The organism is Streptomyces sp. NPDC048416 (assembly GCF_043200435.1).
In the GTDB taxonomy this organism is placed as follows: Bacteria; Actinomycetota; Actinomycetes; order Streptomycetales; family Streptomycetaceae; genus Streptomyces.
In genome coordinates this window covers 398,752-417,913 of the sequence record NZ_JBICXU010000002.1, presented here as the reverse complement: position 1 = coordinate 417,913, position 19,162 = coordinate 398,752, and the positions used below count along the sequence as shown (strand labels likewise).

The 19,162-nt window shown below is 71.7% G+C and carries 18 protein-coding genes; 8 read left to right on the top strand and 10 right to left on the bottom strand.

Annotated features, from left to right (window positions below):
- The first annotated feature begins 45 nt into the window (after positions 1 to 45).
- Both ACGFW5_RS04660 and ACGFW5_RS04655 read left to right on the top strand, forming a co-directional pair.
- Positions 46 to 2,427: a ribonucleoside-diphosphate reductase subunit alpha gene (locus ACGFW5_RS04660; RefSeq protein WP_393832694.1), complete on the top strand. Its 2,382-nt coding sequence runs from the start codon at positions 46 to 48 to the stop codon at positions 2,425 to 2,427.
- The gene (locus tag ACGFW5_RS04655; RefSeq protein ID WP_393832693.1) at positions 2,427 to 3,455 is read left to right on the top strand and encodes a ribonucleotide-diphosphate reductase subunit beta; all 1,029 of its coding nucleotides are present in this window, start codon (positions 2,427 to 2,429) and stop codon (positions 3,453 to 3,455) included. The genes ACGFW5_RS04660 and ACGFW5_RS04655 overlap by 1 nt, the downstream gene beginning before the upstream one ends.
- A 79-nt stretch (positions 3,456 to 3,534) precedes the next feature.
- Here the strand turns inward: ACGFW5_RS04655 and def are convergent, their stop codons facing one another.
- From def to ACGFW5_RS04615, 8 genes are all read right to left on the bottom strand, one after another.
- The gene (gene def, locus ACGFW5_RS04650; protein WP_393832692.1) at positions 3,535 to 4,167 is read right to left on the bottom strand and encodes a peptide deformylase; all 633 of its coding nucleotides are present in this window, start codon (positions 4,165 to 4,167) and stop codon (positions 3,535 to 3,537) included.
- Between the two features lie 80 nt (positions 4,168 to 4,247).
- Positions 4,248 to 5,228: a tetratricopeptide repeat protein gene (locus tag ACGFW5_RS04645; protein ID WP_393832691.1), complete on the bottom strand. Its 981-nt coding sequence runs from the start codon at positions 5,226 to 5,228 to the stop codon at positions 4,248 to 4,250.
- Positions 5,229 to 5,344: 116 nt separating this feature from the next.
- On the bottom strand, positions 5,345 to 6,601 hold the full coding sequence (locus tag ACGFW5_RS04640; protein WP_393832690.1) for an HD-GYP domain-containing protein: 1,257 nt from the start codon (positions 6,599 to 6,601) through the stop codon (positions 5,345 to 5,347).
- Between the two features lies 1 nt (position 6,602).
- Positions 6,603 to 8,090: an HD-GYP domain-containing protein gene (locus tag ACGFW5_RS04635; protein WP_393832689.1), complete on the bottom strand. Its 1,488-nt coding sequence runs from the start codon at positions 8,088 to 8,090 to the stop codon at positions 6,603 to 6,605.
- Between the two features lie 255 nt (positions 8,091 to 8,345).
- Positions 8,346 to 8,660, bottom strand: coding sequence for a mycothiol system anti-sigma-R factor (gene rsrA, locus ACGFW5_RS04630; protein WP_393832688.1), 315 nt, complete (start codon positions 8,658 to 8,660; stop codon positions 8,346 to 8,348).
- Positions 8,657 to 9,301: a sigma-70 family RNA polymerase sigma factor gene (locus ACGFW5_RS04625; RefSeq protein WP_167157084.1), complete on the bottom strand. Its 645-nt coding sequence runs from the start codon at positions 9,299 to 9,301 to the stop codon at positions 8,657 to 8,659. The genes rsrA and ACGFW5_RS04625 overlap by 4 nt, the downstream gene beginning before the upstream one ends.
- 247 nt (positions 9,302 to 9,548) lie before the next feature.
- A complete protein-coding gene (locus ACGFW5_RS04620; RefSeq protein WP_393832738.1) occupies positions 9,549 to 10,193 on the bottom strand; it encodes an alpha/beta family hydrolase in 645 nt (214 codons plus the stop codon).
- A 116-nt stretch (positions 10,194 to 10,309) separates the two neighbouring features.
- Complete coding sequence (locus ACGFW5_RS04615; protein WP_393832687.1) at positions 10,310 to 11,164, bottom strand: SOS response-associated peptidase; 855 nt, start codon at positions 11,162 to 11,164, stop codon at positions 10,310 to 10,312.
- 264 nt (positions 11,165 to 11,428) lie between these two features.
- Here ACGFW5_RS04615 and ACGFW5_RS04610 point away from each other — a divergent pair, with 264 nt between their 5' ends.
- The 4 genes from ACGFW5_RS04610 to ACGFW5_RS04595 all read left to right on the top strand — a co-directional run bounded on the left by ACGFW5_RS04610 (position 11,429) and on the right by ACGFW5_RS04595 (position 15,223).
- The gene (locus tag ACGFW5_RS04610) at positions 11,429 to 12,130 is read left to right on the top strand and encodes a M50 family metallopeptidase (RefSeq protein ID WP_393832686.1); all 702 of its coding nucleotides are present in this window, start codon (positions 11,429 to 11,431) and stop codon (positions 12,128 to 12,130) included.
- A gap of 26 nt (positions 12,131 to 12,156) precedes the next feature.
- Entirely contained in the window at positions 12,157 to 13,482 is a 1,326-nt protein-coding gene (aroA, locus tag ACGFW5_RS04605) for a 3-phosphoshikimate 1-carboxyvinyltransferase (RefSeq protein WP_393832685.1), read from the top strand.
- Positions 13,483 to 13,497: 15 nt separating this feature from the next.
- Positions 13,498 to 14,511, top strand: coding sequence for a ribosome small subunit-dependent GTPase A (gene rsgA / locus ACGFW5_RS04600; protein ID WP_393832684.1), 1,014 nt, complete (start codon positions 13,498 to 13,500; stop codon positions 14,509 to 14,511).
- Between the two features lie 388 nt (positions 14,512 to 14,899).
- The gene (locus ACGFW5_RS04595; RefSeq protein WP_393832683.1) at positions 14,900 to 15,223 is read left to right on the top strand and encodes a DMT family transporter; all 324 of its coding nucleotides are present in this window, start codon (positions 14,900 to 14,902) and stop codon (positions 15,221 to 15,223) included.
- 67 nt (positions 15,224 to 15,290) lie between these two features.
- On the opposite strand, the gene ACGFW5_RS04590 is transcribed toward ACGFW5_RS04595, so the two are convergent.
- Complete coding sequence (locus ACGFW5_RS04590; protein WP_393832682.1) at positions 15,291 to 15,923, bottom strand: TetR/AcrR family transcriptional regulator; 633 nt, start codon at positions 15,921 to 15,923, stop codon at positions 15,291 to 15,293.
- Between the two features lie 156 nt (positions 15,924 to 16,079).
- Between ACGFW5_RS04590 and hisN the strand changes: the two genes are divergently transcribed.
- Both hisN and ACGFW5_RS04580 read left to right on the top strand, forming a co-directional pair.
- On the top strand, positions 16,080 to 16,922 hold the full coding sequence (hisN, locus tag ACGFW5_RS04585; protein WP_393832681.1) for a histidinol-phosphatase: 843 nt from the start codon (positions 16,080 to 16,082) through the stop codon (positions 16,920 to 16,922).
- A gap of 231 nt (positions 16,923 to 17,153) precedes the next feature.
- The gene (locus tag ACGFW5_RS04580) at positions 17,154 to 17,552 is read left to right on the top strand and encodes a cyclic nucleotide-binding/CBS domain-containing protein (RefSeq protein WP_393832737.1); all 399 of its coding nucleotides are present in this window, start codon (positions 17,154 to 17,156) and stop codon (positions 17,550 to 17,552) included.
- A 92-nt stretch (positions 17,553 to 17,644) separates the two neighbouring features.
- Here the strand turns inward: ACGFW5_RS04580 and ACGFW5_RS04575 are convergent, their stop codons facing one another.
- Complete coding sequence (locus ACGFW5_RS04575) at positions 17,645 to 19,096, bottom strand: catalase (RefSeq protein WP_393832736.1); 1,452 nt, start codon at positions 19,094 to 19,096, stop codon at positions 17,645 to 17,647.
- Positions 19,097 to 19,162 lie beyond the last annotated feature (66 nt).

The following is a 19,162-nucleotide window of genomic DNA, read 5'->3' as shown; positions in this document are numbered from 1 at the left end:
ACGCCTCCCCCGAAGGCCCCGTGCCGAGCGAGGGAGTGCCCCCACGTGACCATCGCCCCAGCGGATCCCGCTTCAGCGATCACCGATGAGCTCGCGGATGCCCCCGGGACCGCGCTGCTGCGGACCCTGACCGAGTTCACCGCCGACCTCCCGGACACCGACCCGGGCCGGGTCGCCGCCGCCGCGCTGCGGGGCCGCAACGCCCGCTCCGACACGGCCGAGCTGCGTGAGCTGGCCACCGAGGCGGCCGCGGGGCTCATCTCCGAGGACCCGGCGTACTCCCGCCTCGCCGCGCGCCTCCTCACCGTCACCATCGCCGAAGAGGCCGCGAGCCAGGGCGCGGTGTCGTTCTCCGCGTCCGTGGCCGTCGGCCACCGCGAGGGCCTGATCGCGGACCGCACCGCCGACTTCGTACTCGCCCACGCGGAGCGCCTGAACGCCCTCGTGGACGCCGCGCTCGCCGACGGCGCCGACGACCGCTTCGGCTACTTCGGCCTGCGCACCCTCTTCTCCCGCTACCTGCTGCGCCACCCGATCACCCGCAAGGTCGTCGAGACCCCCCAGCACTTCATGCTGCGCGTGGCATCCGGCCTCGCCGAGGACGAGTCGGTGCGCGCGCTGGACGAAGTGGCGTCCCTGTACGGCCTGATGAGCCGCCTGGACTACCTGCCGTCCTCCCCCACGCTCTTCAACTCCGGCACCCGCCACCCGCAGATGTCGTCCTGCTACCTGCTGGACTCGCCGCTCGACGAGCTCGACTCGATCTACGACCGCTACCACCAGGTGGCGCGGCTCTCGAAGCACGCGGGCGGCATCGGGCTCTCCTACTCCCGCATCCGTGGCCGCGGTTCGCTGATCCGGGGCACCAACGGCCACTCCAACGGCATCGTCCCGTTCCTCAAGACGCTGGACGCCTCGGTGGCCGCGGTCAACCAGGGCGGCCGGCGCAAGGGCGCGGCCGCGGTGTACCTGGAGACCTGGCACTGTGACATCGAGGAGTTCCTTGAGCTGCGCGACAACACCGGTGAGGACCAGCGCCGTACGCACAACCTGAACCTCGCGCACTGGATCCCCGACGAGTTCATGCGCCGCGTCGACGCCGACGGCACGTGGTCGCTGTTCTCGCCGGCCGACGTGCCCGAGCTCGTCGACCTGTGGGGCGAGGAGTTCGACGCCGCCTACCGCAGGGCCGAGGCCGCCGGGCTCGCCCAGAAGACCATGCCGGCCCGGGACCTGTACGGCCGCATGATGCGCACCCTCGCGCAGACCGGCAACGGCTGGATGACCTTCAAGGACGCCTCCAACCGCACCGCCAACCAGACGGCCGAGCCCGGCCACACGGTCCACTCCTCCAACCTGTGCACCGAGATCCTGGAGGTGACCGACGACGGCGAGACGGCCGTGTGCAACCTCGGCTCGGTCAACCTCGGCGCGTTCGTGGACACCGCTTCCCAGGACATCGACTGGGAGCGTCTGGACGAGGCCGTCCGCACCGCCGTGACCTTCCTCGACCGGGTCGTCGACATCAACTTCTACCCGACCGAGCAGGCCGGGCGCTCCAACGCCCGGTGGCGTCCGGTGGGCCTGGGTGCGATGGGCCTCCAGGACGTCTTCTTCAAGCTGCGGCTGCCCTTCGACTCCCCCGAGGCGAAGACCCTGTCGACGAAGCTGTCCGAGCGGATCATGCTGACCGCTTACGAGGCCTCCGCCGACCTCGCCGAACGGTCCGGCCCGCTGCCGGCGTGGGACAAGACCCGCACCGCGCGCGGAGTGCTCCACCCCGACCACTACGACGTCGAGCTGACCTGGCCGGAGCGCTGGGCCGCCCTGCGCGAGCGCATCGCCAGGGTCGGCATGCGCAACTCGCTGCTCCTCGCGATCGCGCCGACCGCGACCATCGCCTCCATCGCGGGCGTGTACGAGTGCATCGAGCCGCAGGTCTCCAACCTCTTCAAGCGCGAGACGCTGAGCGGTGAATTCCTCCAGGTGAACGGCTACTTGGTGCAGGAGCTCAAGAACCTCGGTGTGTGGGACGCCCAGTCCCGCGAGGCGCTGCGCGAGGCCAGCGGCTCGGTGCAGGGCTTCGGCTGGATCCCGGCCGACGTACGCGCCCTGTACCGCACGGCGTGGGAGATCCCGCAGCGCGGCCTGATCGACATGGCCGCCGCCCGCACCCCCTTCCTCGACCAGTCGCAGTCGCTCAACCTGTTCCTTGAGACGCCCACCATCGGCAAGCTGTCGTCGATGTACGCGTACGCCTGGAAGCAGGGTCTGAAGACGACGTACTACCTGCGCTCGCGTCCGGCGACCCGCATCGCCCGCGCCGCCCAGGCCAGCGCCACCATCCCCGTCCAGCAGGCCGCGCCCGACGCCGACGCGGTCGCCTGTTCCCTGGAAAACCCCGAGTCCTGCGAGGCCTGCCAGTAATGAGTTCCACCGACAAGGCCCCGATCAACAAGAACCTGCTCGATCCGGGCTTCGAACTGACCCTGCGTCCGATGCGCTACCCGGACTTCTACGAGCGGTACCGGGACGCGATCAAGAACACCTGGACCGTGGAGGAGGTCGACCTCCACTCCGACGTCGCCGACCTCGCCAAGCTCACGCCGGGCGAGCAGCACATGATCGGCCGCCTGGTCGCGTTCTTCGCGACGGGCGACTCGATCGTCTCCAACAACCTGGTGCTCACGCTCTACAAGCACATCAACTCCCCCGAGGCGCGGCTCTACTTGAGCCGTCAGCTCTTCGAGGAGGCCGTGCACGTCCAGTTCTATCTGACGCTGCTCGACACCTACCTGCCCGACCCGCAGGACCGCGCCGCCGCGTTCGACGCGGTCGAGGAGATCCCCTCGATCCGCGAGAAGGCGCAGTTCTGCTTCAAGTGGATCAACGAGGTCGAGAAGCTGGACCGGCTGGAGACCAAGGCCGACCGGCGCCGTTTCCTGCTCAACCTGATCTGCTTCGCGGCGTGCATCGAGGGCCTGTTCTTCTACGGGGCCTTCGCCTACGTGTACTGGTTCCGCAGCCGGGGCCTGCTGCACGGCCTGGCGACCGGCACCAACTGGGTGTTCCGCGACGAGACGATGCACATGAACTTCGCCTTCGAGGTCGTGGACACCGTCCGCAAGGAGGAACCCGAGCTCTTCGACGACGAGCTGGAGCAGCAGGTCACCGACATGCTGAAGGAGGCGGTCGCCGCCGAGCTCCAGTTCGGCCGCGACCTGTGCGGCGAGGGCCTGCCCGGCATGAACACCGAGTCGATGCGCGAGTACCTGGAGTGCGTCGCCGACCAGCGGCTGACCCGGCTCGGCTTCCCGCCGGTGTACGGCTCGTCGAACCCGTTCTCGTTCATGGAGCTCCAGGGCGTCCAGGAGCTGACGAACTTCTTCGAGCGCCGCCCGTCGGCCTACCAGGTGGCGGTCGAGGGTTCGGTGGGCTTCGACGAGGACTTCTAGTCCGTCGTGAACGGCCGAGGCCCCGCTCCCCCAGGCGAATTCCGGGGGGGGCGGGGCCTCAACTCGTGGGCGTACTACGTCAGTTGTTCGGGACCGTCTCGTAGCGGGCGGTGCCCTCCGCCATCTGCTTCAGTGCGTCCTTGCGGTCGCGCTTGGAGAGGCGGTCGATGTAGAGCCGCCCGTACAGGTGGTCCGTCTCGTGCTGGAGGCAGCGCGCGAAGTAGCCGGTGCCGCGCACCTTGATCGGGTTGCCCTCGGCATCCTGGCCGCTGACCTCGGCGTAGTCGGGGCGGGCCAGCTCGGCGTACGCGGTCGGCACCGACAGGCAGCCCTCGTTGGACTCGTCCAGGACGCGCAGCTCGGCGGGGAGCTCTTCGACGACCGGGTTGCAGACGACGCCGACGTGTCGCACGCCCTCGTCGTCGAGGCAGTCGTACACGAAGACCTTCAGGTCCACGCCGATCTGGTTGGCCGCGAGGCCCACGCCCTCGGCCGCCTTCTGGCTGGCGAACATGTCGTCGACCAGCTGGGCCAACTCGCCGTCGAAGGCGGTGACGTCCTTGCACTCCTTGTGCAGGACCGGGTTGCCGACGACCGTGATCGGTCGGGCGGTGCCGCGCTCGCGGTGGGCCAGCTCACGCGCCTCGCAGTCCTCCGTGTCCACGACGAACCCGTCGTTCTCGACCTGCTGGTCCGTCTGCTGCTGCGCCATGTCCGCCGTAAGCCTTCCTCAAAAACCCGATTCCGATCCCGTACAGCCTAAGGCCAGGCCCGGCCGGGTTCCGCTGCCGTTCAGCAGACTTCTTCCAGATCCCGCCACTCGCGGCTGTCCGGATTGTCGGCCACCCAGCCGTCGAGGAGCCCGCGCACCAGACCTGCCGGGGCCGCGATGCCGCACTCGCGTTCCGGGACCCACAGGTCGCCGTTGGTGCGGTGGCCCAGCGGGCCGGGGTGGCCGGGCTCGCTGTGGTCGTGCGGGTCGAGGTGTTCGCCGTCGCCCTCGTCGCTCGGCATCTGCGATTCGGAGCAGGCCCGGCACAGCAGGCGTACCGACGAGGACCAGTCCTCGGCGGCGAAACCCGCGTCGGCGGCCAGGCGCTCCAGGGCGTCCCGGTCGGCCTCGGTGGCCGCTTCGAGGAGGACCACCCAGGTCGGCACCGGCGAGGGCGCCCACAGCTCGATCTCGTCGAACACGGGGAAGGACGGACCCGCGGCGGTGGTGCGCTCGCCGTGCGGGACGCCGTCGTGCAGCACGACCTCGCCCCAGCGCCGGCCCGACGACGGCAGCGGGATGGACAGGACCTCCATGCGGGCCGGGTCGAGCCTGCGGCCCCACACCACCTCCGCCTCCCCCTCCGGCGAGAGGCGCACGGCGGCGCTGCCGAGCTCCATGCCGACGGGCTCGCCGCTGCCGGTGGCCTCGCCCGGCACCTTCAGGCCGTACGCCTGCCAGGCGCGGCGGGCCAGCGGCCAGTCCTGGAGCGCGGTGGCCGCGATGCCCACGTTCCACCAGTCGGGGGCGCCGGACTCCTTGTCGAGCAGCGCCACGGCACGCAGCCCGGCCGCCCGCGCCTGCTCCCAGTCGTGCCGGAACTTGTGGAGCAGCGCCAGGTTGAACCAGGACTCCGAAAGCCAGGGCTCCAGGTCCGCGGCGCGCGTGAGCAGCGCCCCGGCGTCCTCGTACCTGCCGTCGCCGATCAGCGTGAACGCACGGTCTGTGGCCTGCCGCCACGAGGCGGAGGGCCGGTGCCGTCCCTTGCCGAAGATCCTCACGATTCCCGCCTGCCCAGACCGGCCCCGGCTACCGGGTCGGTCTTACGGTCTCCCAGTTTTCTGGGTTCTTTCGCATCCAACCATGCCCGGCCGGAAGGCCGCTCATTACTCCTGGGTTACCCAGGCGGCACCCGGGTCAGACAGCCCCGGGCCAGCACGCGTGCCAGGGATTCGACCACGCGGGGATGGTAGTCACGGCCGGTGCCCAGGCGCAGCTGTTCGAGTGCGTTCAGGGAGCTGCCGGGGCCGTCGGCGCCCTCCGCGAGATCGTCGTAGGCGTTGACGGCGCGGATGATCCTCGCGGCGAGCGGCTGCTCCCAGTAGGGGTCGGCCTGCCGCTCGACGATCAGGGCGACGTCGGCGGGCACCCCGGTCTGGCGCACGACGGCGCCGCCGAGCAGGGCGATGCGGCGCTGCTCCGTGACGGGCAGGGCGGCGGTGGCGCCGGCGGGCACGGGGTCGAGCAGGGACAGCTGCCCGATGTCGTGCATGAGCGCCGCGTACTCCAGGACGGTCAGCTCGCTCTCGCACAGTCCCAGCTCGCGCCCGACGGCCCGGCTGAGCTCGGCGACCCGGCGGGCGTGGCCCGGCTTGGTGTATCCGGCGATCTCGGTGGCGCGGGCCAGCGAGGTGATGGTCTGGCGGTAGGTGGTGCGTACGGCCGCGTACCGCCGGAAGGCCAGCTGGGTGAGGAGCAGCGGCACGCAGAACACGGGCAGTGCCCACAGCCCGGCGACGGCGACCGCGAGGGCGATCACGGTGCCGGTGGCGCACACGGCGGACCCGATGCCGAGCAGGCCGCGCAGCTCGTCGCGCAGGAGCGGGCCGAAGGGGTACCGCGTGCGGGCGTACAGGAGCAGGGCCGCGACCACCGCGTCGCACAGGGCGGTCAGCACGAGCAGCAGCAGGAGGACGAACGCGAAGGACGGGCCGTGCCCGAACCAGTCGTCGAGCAGTCCCGCGTGGTAGAGCGGCTGGAAACAGACGGCGGCGAAGGCGACGGTGAGCACCCGGCGGGCCATCTCGTCCGCGCTCGGACCGCGCCCCACGGCCACGTGCGGTACGGAGCCGAGGAGCATCGCGGCCACCACGACGGCGATGACCTGGAGCACCCCGTGCCGGCCGGCGTGCCCGGCGACCTGGCCGAGCAGTGCGTAGGCCAGCGCTCCTGCGGACGCGAGCGGCGCGGGGTCCCGCTCGCCGTCCCGTGCGCCCCACCGGGCGAGTTCCCCCACCGCGATGAGCGCGCCGAAGGCGGCCGCGGTACGGGGCTCGGCGAGACCGTGCCGCAGGGTCGCCCCGAGCGCCCAGGCGGTGAGCGCCCAGGCCAGGGCGTGGGCGGCGAGCACGGGGGCGGTCGGCCGGGCGGCCATGTCAGGCCCCCCGGGCGTTGGAGGGCCGGTGTGCGGGGCGCGGACCGGCCGAGGACGGCGCGGCGGGGGACGGGGTGGCCGGGGACGGGGCCGCCGCGGGCGGGGTGGCCGGGGGTGGGGGCGGTGTCGTTCCGGGGGGCCTGGGCGGAGGCACGTTTCCGCGCGAGGCCCCCGCCTCGTCGGCGGTGACCTCCACATGCCAGCCGTACCTGGAGAGCGCACGGACCAGGCCGCGCACCATCCGGGGGTCGAACTGCGCGCCCGCGCACCGCTCCAGCTCGGTGACGGCCGCCGCGACGGGCCTGGCCCGCCGGTAGGAGCGGGTCGAGGTCATCGCGTCGAACGCGTCGGCCACCGCCACCACCCGCGCCGCCTCCGGGATCTGGGCGCCGACGAGCCCGTAGGGGTAGCCGCTGCCGTCGATCCGTTCGTGGTGGTGCAGGATCGCCGAGCGCGCCTCACCGAGGAAGCCGATGCCGCGCACCATCTCGTGCCCGTACTCGGGGTGCAGCTCGATCACCGCCCGCTCCTCCGGCGTGAGCGGCCCGTCCTTCCTGAGCACCCGGGTCGGCACCCCGAGCTTGCCGACGTCGTGCAGGATCCCGGCGAACCGGATGACCTCCAACCGCCCTTCCTCCATGCCGAGTTCACGCGCGATCATCTCCGAGGCGCGGCCGACGCGTTCGCTGTGGCCGCGGGTGTACTTGTCCTTGATGTCGACGGCCTGGACGAGGGCGCGGATGGTGGCCTGGTGGGCGGCGCGCTCGCGGTGGTACTGGGCGAAGACCCAGCAGGAGATGTACATGGGCAGCAGCACGAACAGCGCGGCGGGCGGCCCGAACCGGCTGCGCCACAGCACGGCCATCATCAGCCCCGCGAGCCCGTGCACACAGTGCGGCGCGAGTGAGCGCAGCAGCAGGCCGCGCCAGGCGGTACGGGCCGGGCGGTGTTCGGCGGTGCTGAGGATGAGCCCGTCGAGCGCGGTGAGCACCAGGCAGAAGACCAGCGCGGCGGCCCCTGCGGGCAGCAGGGCGTACGGGAAGTCGGGGGCCGCCCCCGCTCCCCCGCCGCCCAGCGCGGCCCGCCCGCCCAGCAGCGCGTGGATTCGGGCCGCGGCCGTCGCCGCGATCGCGAGCTGTGCGGCGTGCCAGACCCTGCGCAGTCGGCGCGGCTCCTCCTCGACGTACGCGATGAGCGCGCCCGGCACCGCGACGAGCGCGGCGGCGGCCGGCGGGAGCAGGAAGACGGCGGCGAGCAGCACGGGAAAGAAGGAGCCGGAGGCGATCGGCACGTTCACGCGGCCGGCGAGCACGGGGCAGCGGGCCGGCCATTCGCACAGCGCGTACAGGCCGGCCAGGAGCGCCACGGCCGGCCAGGGCGCAGCCTGGCGCAGTACGGGCAGGGCGCACGCGGCCCCGCCCACGACGGCGCCCGCGACGGCGAGGCGCGCGCCCGCCGGAATGTCACGCGGCCCCCGCGGCTCCGCCATGGCCACCACCTCCCCATCCGCCCGGGCAGCCCGTTGCGTACAGCTTCGCGAGGATAGGCCCGTGCGCGGCGGCGGTCAGGCGCATGGTCCAAATAGGGGGTTTCGGGCCGCCCGGATTAGCACCTTCGGGTGATGCGGGGGCCCAGAGGCGGACGGAAACACAGGAGAGCGGCCACGACACCCGGTCGTGGCCGCTCTCAACTGCGCTGCCCCGGGCGGCGGTTCAGCACCCGGGGGCGTGCGGGGCGCGCCCGGTCACTCGGACCTGAGCGTCGGTACCTCTCCGGTGACGACGTCCTGCTCGGGCACGGCCTGCCCCGAGCGGATCAGGTCGATGCGGCCCATCACCTTGGAGCGCAGGTCGCTGGGCACGTCGTCCGAGCCGCAGCAGCGCTTGACCAGCTTCTTCACGGCCTGTTCGAGGCCGTACTTCTCCAGGCACGGGTTGCACTCCTCGAAGTGCACCTCGAACTTGTTGCAGTCCGTGTCGGGCATCTCGTGGTCAAGGAACTCATAGAGATGGTCCAGGACCTCAGAGCAGTCCGTCTCGTGCGGCTCTCCGCAGCTCATGAGCCCGAGCCTTTCGCTTCGTCCGACTCGCCGGCGCCGGCCGGGACGAGCCCGCGGTCACGGGCGTAGTCCTCCAGCATTCCGCGCAGTTGGCGGCGGCCCCTGTGCAGTCGGGACATCACCGTACCGATGGGTGTACCCATGATGTCCGCGATCTCCTTGTACGCAAAGCCCTCTACGTCCGCGAGATACACGGCGATGCGGAACTCCTCCGGAATGGCCTGGAGCGCGGCCTTGACGTCCGAGTCCGGCAGGTGGTCGAGCGCCTGCGACTCGGCGGAGCGCAGCCCTGTGGACATGTGGGACTCGGCGCGCGCGAGCTGCCAGTCCTCGATCTCCTCCGCGGCGCTGCGCTGGGGCTCGCGCTGCTTCTTGCGGTAGGAGTTGATGAAGGTGTTGGTGAGAATCCGGTAGAGCCAAGCCTTCAGGTTGGTGCCCTCGCGGAACTGGTGGAACGACCCGTACGCCTTGGCGTACGTCTCCTGCACCAGGTCCTCCGCGTCGGCCGGGTTGCGCGTCATGCGCAAGGCCGCCGAGTACATCTGGTCGAGGTAGCCGAGGGCATCCCGCTCGAAGCGCGCGTTGCGCTCGGCGGTGGTCTCTTCCACGTGGCCGTCGTCGGTCCCTGTGACCGGACCCACCTCCTCGAACGGTGTGCTGAGCCCGAATGCGGACCCACTCGAATCGGAGGATAGACGACGATCCGCTCCGCCCGCCGCTCGGTCAGGAGCGGTCCTGGCCGCGGAAAGCACCGTCCACTCCAGGTCAGAGGCGGCCTTGCGGCTCGGGCAGATGGTCGAACCCATGCGACGGACTCCCTCTCCACAGCTGGTCTGCGTATCCCTTACGTCGGCCATAACAGCCGCCCCGCACCCGGCATTCCCGGCGTCACAGGGCAAGCCGGCCGAGCCACGCACCGGCCGCCGCGATGATCACCTCAAGTGCGTCCTGCTGGGTGAGGGAGGCCCGTTTGGGCACGGCGAACCCGTGGTCGGCGAACGGCACTTCCGTCAGCTCGTACGGCCCTTCGGGGAACTCGGCGGGCTTGCCGAAGGGGTCGTTGCCGCCCTGCACCACGAGGGTGGGCACGCCCGCGCCGAGCAGTTCCGGCGCCCTCGTCTTCTCGGGCCGGCCCGGGGGGTGCAGCGGGAAGCTCAACGCGAGGACGCCGGCCGCGCCCAGCTCCCCCGCCGTGCGGCAGGCCACCCGCGCCCCGGCGCTGCGCCCGCCCGCGACGACGGGCAGCCCCTGCGCGGCCAGGGCGGGCCACAGGTCGCGCCAGCCCGTGTCGAGCGTCTTCGGCGCCGGGGCCAGCCTCTTGCCCGCCACCCGCCAGGGCTGCTCCACCAGGGCCACGCTCACCCCGAGCGGGGGCAGCGCGGCGGCGAGGGCCTGAAGGTCGCGCGCCTCGATGCCGCCGCCCGCGCCATGGCTCACGGCCAGGACGAGGCGGGCCTTCGCGGCGGGCCGCCAGGTGATGCGCGCCTCACCGGCGCCGGTCTCCACGATCTCGCTGTCGCTCACGGGGTCCATCCTGCCGCCGGGGCGGGCGTGGACGGCGTACGACATGGGCGGCGCCCCGGGAGGACGGGGTCGGAACGACGGACGCGGAACGACGGGTGCGGAACGACGGGTGCGGAACGACGGGGTCAGAACAGGGTGCCCTCTTCCGGGCCGTCCAGTTCCTTCAGGAGCTCGGGGCCGTTGTTGCGTACGTTGCTGACGGCGGTGGACACGGGGTACGCCCGCATCAGGCCGCCGGGCGGCGGGGCGAGCAGGGCCCGCACCTCCTCGATGTCCTGGCGAGCCGGGTCGAGCCACGAGGACCAGCGGTCCGGCGTCAGCATCAGCGGCATCCGGGGGTGGATGTCGGCGAGGGAGGAGGGGCCGTCCGCGGGGGCCACGCCCAGCGGTCCTGCCTCCGCCTCGGTGGTGACCACCGCGCAGGTCACCCACCACGCCGACGGGTGGTCGTCGGGCAGGGTGCGGTCGCGCCAGAACTCGTAGAGTCCGGCCATCGCGAAGACCGAGCCGTCCGCCGGGGTCACGAAGTACGGCTGCTTGCGCGGTCGCTTCTTCTTGCCCTCGACCTCCAGCTCCCGCTCGCCCGTGCCGGTGACCCACTCGTAGTAGCCATCGGCGGGGATGATGCAGCGGCGCGAGGCGAACGCCTTCTTGAAGGAGGGCTTCTCGTGGATCGTCTCGGCACGCGCGTTGATCATCCGGGCCGCGCCCTCGGGCGACTTCGCCCACGAGGGTACGAGCCCCCACTTCAGCCTGCGCAGCTGACGGACCGGGCGGGGCTCCTCGGCGTCCTTCAGCGGGCGCTCAAGGACGACGTAGACCTCCTTGGTGGGGGCCACGTTGAAGTCGGGCTCCACCGTCCCGGCCGGATCCCACTCCCCGGGACTCGATCCCGCTCCGCCAGGGGGGACCCCCATCTCCACGTCGAAGATCCCGGCCAGATCCTCCGGCCCGCGACTCGCCGCGTACCTACCGCACATCTCCTGCCTCCCCTCTGAGCCGCACCCGCGCCGGCTGTGCAGCAGTGTCCTGCACCGAGCCGCCGCGGTGCCACGTGTTGGCAGCATCCAAGGGTGGCAGACCGCCGCCGACGGCTGTCGAGCGAGCCCGGCGGGCCCGTTCCGTACGGGGCGCCAGGGAGGAACCTTTCGCACGGCGGCGTTCGTCCTACCCGGCACACACCAGCGCAGTGCCCGGTGCCAGACTGCCACGGCGCCCGTACCTCATGAGGAGCCGTCCCCGACATGTCCCCGCTGCAAGACTTCCAGCTCTTCGGCACCCAGAGCGCGCCGGCCTCGTGGCTGGTCGTCGCGACGGGCGTGGCCGCCCTCGCCGCGGTCGTGCCGCACAGCCTCTGGCGCCTGTCCCGCAACGCCATCACCATCGCCCACGAGGGCGGCCACGGCCTGGTGGCCCTGGTCTCCGGCCGCCGCCTCGACGGCATCCGGCTGCACTCCGACACCAGCGGCCTCACCGTGAGCCGGGGCAAGCCGTACGGCCTGGGCATGATCCTCACCGCGGCCGCCGGCTACACCGCGCCCCCGCTCCTGGGGCTCGGCGGTGCCTGGCTGCTGGCCGCGCACCACGTCACGCTCTTCCTGTGGCTGGCCACGGCCCTGCTGCTCGCCATGCTGGTGATGATCCGCAACGCGTACGGGGTCCTGACCGTCGTGCTGACCGGCGCCGCGTTCCTGCTCGTCTCCTGGCTGACCGGCCCCGACGTCCAGTCGGCGTTCGCGTACACCGCCGTGTGGTTCCTGCTCATCGGCGGCGTACGCCCGGCCTTCGAGCTCCAGCGCAAGCGGCGCCGGTACAACGACGGGGACTCGGACGCCGACCAGCTCGCACGGCTCACCCATGTACCACCGGCGCTCTGGCTCTTCCTCTTCCACGCCGTTTCTGTCTGTTCGCTGATCGGCGGTGGCCGCTGGCTGCTCGGTCTCTAGGGCACGGCCCCATTAAAGTGAGGACCATGACCGAAACGCCCGTGCACCCCGCCCTCTGGCCCGCCCCCCTCGCGAGCAAAGCCGTCGACGCGACGGTCACCGTGCCCGGATCGAAATCGGTCACCAATCGAGGCCTGGTCCTGGCCGCGCTGGCCGCCGAGCCCGGCTGGCTGCGCCGCCCGCTGCGCTCCCGCGACACCCTGCTGATGGCGGAGGCCCTGCGCACCCTGGGCGTCGGCATCGAGGAGGGCGTGGGCCCGGACGGCTCGGGCGAGGCCTGGCGCATCATCCCGGCCGGCCTGCACGGCCCGGCCACCGTGGATGTGGGCAACGCCGGCACGGTCATGCGCTTCCTGCCCCCGGTCGCGGCGCTCGCCGACGGCCCGGTCCGCTTCGACGGCGACCCCCGCTCCTACGAGCGCCCGCTCGGCGGCGTCATCAACGGGCTCCGCGCGCTCGGCGCCCGCATCGACGACGACAACCGCGGCGCGCTCCCGATGACCGTGCACGGCGCGGGCGCCCTCGAAGGCGGCCGGGTGGAGATCGACGCCTCGTCCAGCTCCCAGTTCGTCTCGTCCCTGCTGCTCTCCGCACCCCGCTTCAACCAGGGCGTGGAGGTCCGCCATGTGGGCGCCGCCCTGCCGTCGATGCCGCACATCCGGATGACGGTGGACATGCTGCGCTGCGTCGGCGCCCAGGTCGACGAGCCCGAGACGGGCGGCGAGCCGAACGTGTGGCGCGTCACCCACTCCGCGCTGCTCGGCCGCGACCTGACCGTCGAGCCCGACCTCTCCAACGCCCAGCCGTTCCTGGCCGCCGCGCTCATCACCGGCGGCACCGTCGTCATCCCCGACTGGCCGGCCCGCACCACCCAGCCCGGCGACCAGCTGCGCCAGATCTTCACGGAGATGGGCGGCACCTGCCAACTGGCCGACCGCGGGCTGGTGTTCAGCGGTTCGGGCCGCATCCACGGCATCGACGTCGACCTGAGCGAGGTGGGCGAGCTGACCCCGGGCATCGCCGCCGTCGCGGCCCTCGCCGACTCGCCGTCCACGCTGCGCGGCGTCGCCCACCTGCGGCTGCACGAGACGGACCGCCTGGCCGCGCTCACCAAGGAGATCAACGAGCTCGGCGGTGATGTGACGGAGACCGAGGACGGCCTGCACATCCGCCCCCGCCCGCTGCACGGCGGCGTCTTCCACACCTACGACGACCACCGGATGGCGACGGCCGGCGCGATCATCGGCCTCGCGGTCGAGGGCGTGCAGATCGAGAACGTGGCGACGACCGCCAAGACGCTGCCCGACTTCCCCGACCTGTGGGAATCCATGCTGGCGGGGTCCGGAAGCTGAGCGGGACTTAAGACCATGCGCCGCTACGGCAAGAACCCGGACGAGGACGACATCCGCGTCCGCCCCAACCCCAAGGGCAACCGCCCCCGCACCAGCATCCGCCCCAAGCACGAGGACGCCGCCGAGGGCATGGTCCTCACCGTGGACCGCGGCCGGCTGACCTGTCTGGTCGGGGACCGCACCATCCACGCCATGAAGGCCCGCGAACTGGGCCGCAAGGCGGCCGTGGTGGGCGACCGGGTCGACATCGTGGGCGACCTGACCGGCAAGAAGGACACGCTCGCGCGGATCGTACGGATCGGCAAGCGTGCCTCGGTCCTGCGGCGCACCGCCGACGACGACGACCCGTACGAGCGCGTGGTCGTCGCCAACGCCGACCAGCTCGCCATCGTCACCGCGCTGGCCGACCCGGAACCGCGCCCCCGGCTCATCGACCGCTGCCTGGTGGCCGCGTACGACGGAGGCCTGGAACCGCTCCTGGTCCTGACGAAGTCGGACCTGGCATCGGCGGACGAACTCCTGGAGATGTACGGCGCGTTGGGCGTCCCCTACGTGGTCACCTCGCGCGAGGAGCTGTACGAGGGGGATGCGGCGGACCGGGTGCGCGAGCATCTGCACGGCCGGGTCACCGCGTTCGTGGGCCACTCGGGCGTGGGCAAGACGACGCTGGTCAACGCGCTGGTCCCGGAGGCCAAGCGGCGTATCACCGGTCATGTCAACGCGGTCACGGGGCGCGGCCGTCACACCACGACCTCGGCGCTCGCGCTGCCCCTGGACAGCGCGGACGGCGGCTGGGTCGTCGACACCCCGGGCGTACGGTCCTTCGGCCTTCACCACGTCGACCCGTCACGGGTGATCCTGGCCTTCCCCGATCTCGTACCGGGCACGGAGAACTGCCCGCGCGCGTGCAGCCACGACGAGGCGGAGTGCGCGCTGGACCAGTGGGTGGCCGACGGTCACGCGGATCCGGCCCGACTGTATTCGTTGCGCCGGCTGCTCGCGACGCGGGAGCGCCGCGAGGGCGACTGACCCTGTTGTGCGGGGCGCCGGGCAGCTGCCCCGGGTGCGGCCGGCTTGCTGTCCCGGGTGCGCCGACTGCTGTCCTGGGTGCCGCTGCCTGCTGTCCCGGGTGCCGGCTGCCTGTTGCGTGGTGCGGCCGCACTGGATTCTTACGAGTGCGGCCTGCCTGCTGCCCTGGGTGCGGCCTGCCTGCTTTTGCGAGTGCGGCCGGCTTGCTGTCCCGGGCGCGGTCTGCCTGCTTTTGCGCGTGCGGCCGGACTGATTGCCGAGAGCTCCGGGCGGGTTGGCCGGATCTGCCGGGGTGGTTCCCCGGGCGGTGGCCTGCCCTGCGTTGCATAATCGCACCAAGTGTTGACCATGCAGTCGGTTCGACGACGCGTTGCGGGAGGCCCTGGACATGGCGTGGCTGCTGGTCGTGGTGGCGGGAGTCCTTGAGACGGGGTTCGCCGTCTGTCTGAAGCTGTCGCACGGTTTCACCCGGCTGTGGCCGACGATCGCGTTCGCCTCGTTCGCGCTCGGCTCCTTCGGTCTGCTGACGCTGTCCTTGAGGAAGCTCGACGTGGGTCCGGCGTACGCGGTGTGGACGGGCATCGGGGCCGCCGGGACCGCGATCTACGGCATGGTCTTCCTTGGCGATGTGGTCTCGACGCTGAAGCTGGTGTCGATCTCCCTGGTCATCGTGGGTGTGATCGGCCTTCAGATCTCGGGCTCAGCGCACTGAGCCCGCGTCCCGAAGGCCGTTGAAGGAACGTCACGTCGGACGACGGGTCAGGCGAGGCGCCCGCGCGTCACCCGTCGAGCCGCTGTCCCATCGCGCGCACCGGCAGCCGCGCGAGCACCGCGCGGACGTACCCGGCGTGCCCCTCGCCCCGCCCCAGGGGTGCCACCACGAAGGACAGGCCGAGCCGCACCGCCGTTTCGCAGTACCGGGCCAGCTCCACCGGGTCGGCGCCCGGCGCCTCCCGTTCCAGCGCCGCGAGCGCCCGGTCGCGCACCGCGGCCACGAGTTCGGCGGGGCCCGGCACCCCGGCGTCGGCGCGCCGCTGGGCGGGCACCGCCGAGACCGAGACGACGGCACGGGCCGACGGCGCCGGGAGGCGTTCGCTCCAGCAGCCGGTGAGCAGGGCCCGCACAAGAGCGCTGGAACGGGCCGAGCCGCAGGTCCACTCCGCGATGCGGACCAGGCGGTCCGCGGGGTCGGTGTGCTCGGCGAGCGCTCGGTCGACGCCGCGCAGGTAAACATCGGCCTCCCGGCGCACGAGCGCACGGGCGAGGCCTTCCTTGCTGCCGAACTCGTTGTAGAGGGTCTGCCGCGAGACCCGCGCGGCGGACGCCACGTCCACCATCCGGACTCCCGACCACGGCAGTTCCGCCAGCGCCGAGAGAGCGGCGTCCAGCAGGGATTCCCGCGCTGTGGGCATGGTCGCCTCCCGAGCCCCCGAGGCCGTGCGAACGGCTCCGGATTCAGAGTTGACGGGCCCGGTGGGAGTGTCAAGGGGCGCCGGGGGCGGGCGCGGGGGCGTCCCGGAGTGCGGGCGCTGTGGTCCGCACAGCGGGCGGTCGCTACGGTGGTGGCCATGCCCGACTATCACGATGATCTGCGTCTCGCCCACGTCCTCGCGGACGCCGCCGACGCGGCCACCATGGACCGGTTCAAGGCGCTCGACCTGAAAGTCGAGACCAAGCCGGACATGACGCCGGTGAGTGAGGCCGACAAGGCGGCCGAGGAGGTCATCCGGGGGCATCTGCATCGGGCGCGGCCACGGGACGCGATCCTGGGCGAGGAGTTCGGCCTGGAAGGCACGGGCCCGCGGCGCTGGGTGGTCGACCCGATCGACGGCACCAAGAACTACGTCCGCGGCGTGCCGGTGTGGGCGACGCTGATCTCGCTGATGGAGGCCGGCGAGAACGGTTTCCAGCCGGTCGTCGGCGTCGTATCGGCGCCCGCCCTCAACCGGCGCTGGTGGGCGGCGAAGGGGCACGGCGCGTTCACCGGCCGCAGCCTGACCTCGGCGACGCGCCTGAAGGTCTCCAACGTCTCCAAGCTGGCCGACGCCTCGTTCTCGTACTCCTCGCTGAGCGGCTGGGAGGAGCGGGGCAGGCTCGACGACTTCCTCGACCTGACCCGGGAGTGCTGGCGCACCCGGGCATACGGCGACTTCTGGCCGTACATGATGGTCGCCGAGGGTTCGGTGGACTTCTGTGCGGAGCCCGAGCTGTCGATGTGGGACATGGCGGCCAATGTGATCGTGGTGCAGGAGGCCGGGGGCGTCTTCACCGGCCTCGACGGGCGGCCGGGCCCGCACAGCGGCAATGCGGCCGCGTCCAACGGGCTGCTCCACGAGGAACTGCTCGGCTACCTCGGCGATGCCCCGCAGGCCCCCGAGGCCCCCCGGGCCCCCGAGCGTCCGCAGTCCTGACGGGGGGCGGGGCACGCGCGCGGAGCGGGCTCGGAGGTCACGGCCGAGGTCCCCGAGGGGCGTGAGTCGTACTTTTACACGCCCCTCAACTGGCCTCTACCCACCCCTTGTTGACGGCCGGTCCGGATGCGACTCTGAGAGCTCCCCCACTTGTGAACTTGTGAATTCGTTCCGGAGCGGGCCGTGTTCGCCCTGCCGGAAGCCGAATCCGCCCAGGAGGTGGCTCCTTCCATGCTCGTCCGTGACGCCATGAGCACGATGATCCTCACCATCGGCCCCGACCACACCCTGCGCCAGGCCGCCCGGTTGATGTCCGCGCGCCGCATCGGCGCGGCCGTCGTCCTCGACGCCGACACCAGCGGCCTCGGCATCCTCACCGAACGCGACATCCTCAACTCCGTGGGCCTCGGCCAGGACCCCGACCTCGAGACGGCGAGCAAGCACACCACCACCGACGTCGTCTTCGCGGCGCCCTCCTGGACCCTGATCGAGGCCGCCGAGGCCATGACGCACGGCGGCTTCCGGCATCTGATCGTGCTCGACGGCCACGGCCCGGTCGGCATCGTCTCGGTCCGCGACATCATCCGCTGCTGGGCCCCGGCGCGCCGCGAGAGCGCGCTGGCCGGCTGACCACCAGGCCCGTGCGGCACCGGCGGACGCCGAAAGGCCGGACCCCCGAAGGGAATCCGGCCTTCCGTCCACCCTCGGCAGGCGGCCGTCCGTCAGCCGCGCAGGGCCTGGACCGCGGCTTCGAGCCGCTTGCCGAAGTCGGGGTCCGCCTGGCGGAAGTTGTTGATCGCGCGCTCGGCGATGTCGTCGCGCGACACCTTGGCGATGAAGCCCGAGAGGTTGTCGATCAGGCGCGCCTTCTCGTCCTCCGAATACAGCCGGTAGAGGTTTCCGGCCTGCACGAAGTCGTTGTCCTCGGCGTGTACGGGCGCCTGGGTGCTGCCGGTGACCCCGGTGACCTGGCTGCCCTGCCACAGCGGGCGGTCCGTCTGGAAGGGGCCGCCGAAGCTGTTCGGCTCGTAGTTCTTCGCGCCCTTGTGGCGGCCGTCGTACAAGTAGCCGTCACGGGAGTTGGTGCGCGCCTCGGTGGCGTGCGGGCGGTTCACCGGCAGGTGGTCGGCGTTGATGCCGACGCGGTAGCGGTGGGCGTCGCCGTACGCGAAGAGCCGGCCCTGGAGCATCTTGTCCGGGGAGGGACCGATGCCGGGCACGAAGTGCGCCGGGCTGAAGATGGACTGCTCGACCTCGGCGAAGATGTTCTCCGGGTTGCGGTTCAGCTCCAGCTTGCCGATCTCGATCGGCGGGTAGTCCGCGTGCGGCCACACCTTGGTGAGGTCGAACGGATTGAAGCGGTACGTCGCCGCGTCCGCCTCCGGCATGATCTGCACCTGCACGGTCCAGGACGGGAAGTCACCGCGCTCGATGGCCTCGCGCAGGTCCCGCTGGTGGCTGTCGGGGTCCTCACCGGCGAGCTTGTTGGCCTCGGCCTGGGTGAGGTTCTTGATGCCCTGGTCGGTCTTGAAGTGGTACTTGACCCAGAAGATCTCGCCGGCCTCGTTGTTCCACTGGAACGTGTGCGAGCCGAAGCCGTCCATGTGGCGCAGGGTGGCCGGGATGCCGCGGTCACCGAAGAGCCACGTGACCTGGTGGGTGCTCTCCGGGCTCAGGCCCCAGAAGTCCCAGACGTTGTCCGCCTCCTGGCTGCCCGTGTACGGGTCGCGCTTCTGGGTGTGGATGAAGTCGGGGAACTTGATGGCGTCCTTGATGAAGAAGACGGGCGTGTTGTTCCCGACCAGGTCGTAGTTCCCCTCCTCCGTGTAGAACTTCAGCGCGAAGCCGCGGGGGTCGCGCACCGCGTCGGCGGAGCCGAGGTTGCCGGCCACGGTCGAGAAGCGCAGGAAGGTCTCGGTCTCCTTGCCGACCTCGGAGAGGAACGCGGCGCGCGTCCACTGCGAGACGTCACGGGTGAGCGTGAACGTGCCGTACGCACCCGCGCCACGGGCGTGCACGATGCGCTCCGGGATGCGCTCACGGTTGAAGTGGGCGAGCTTCTCCAGGAGCGACTGGTCCTGGATCAGAACCGGACCGCCGGCGCCCGCGGTCGCGCTGTTCTGATTGTCGGCCACCGGCGCGCCGGCCTCCGTGGTGAGCGGTCCCTGCGTCATGTGCGCCTCCTGCGTCATGTCCTGCGCGTCCTGTCCCTGCATGTTCATCGGAATTGATCCTACAAT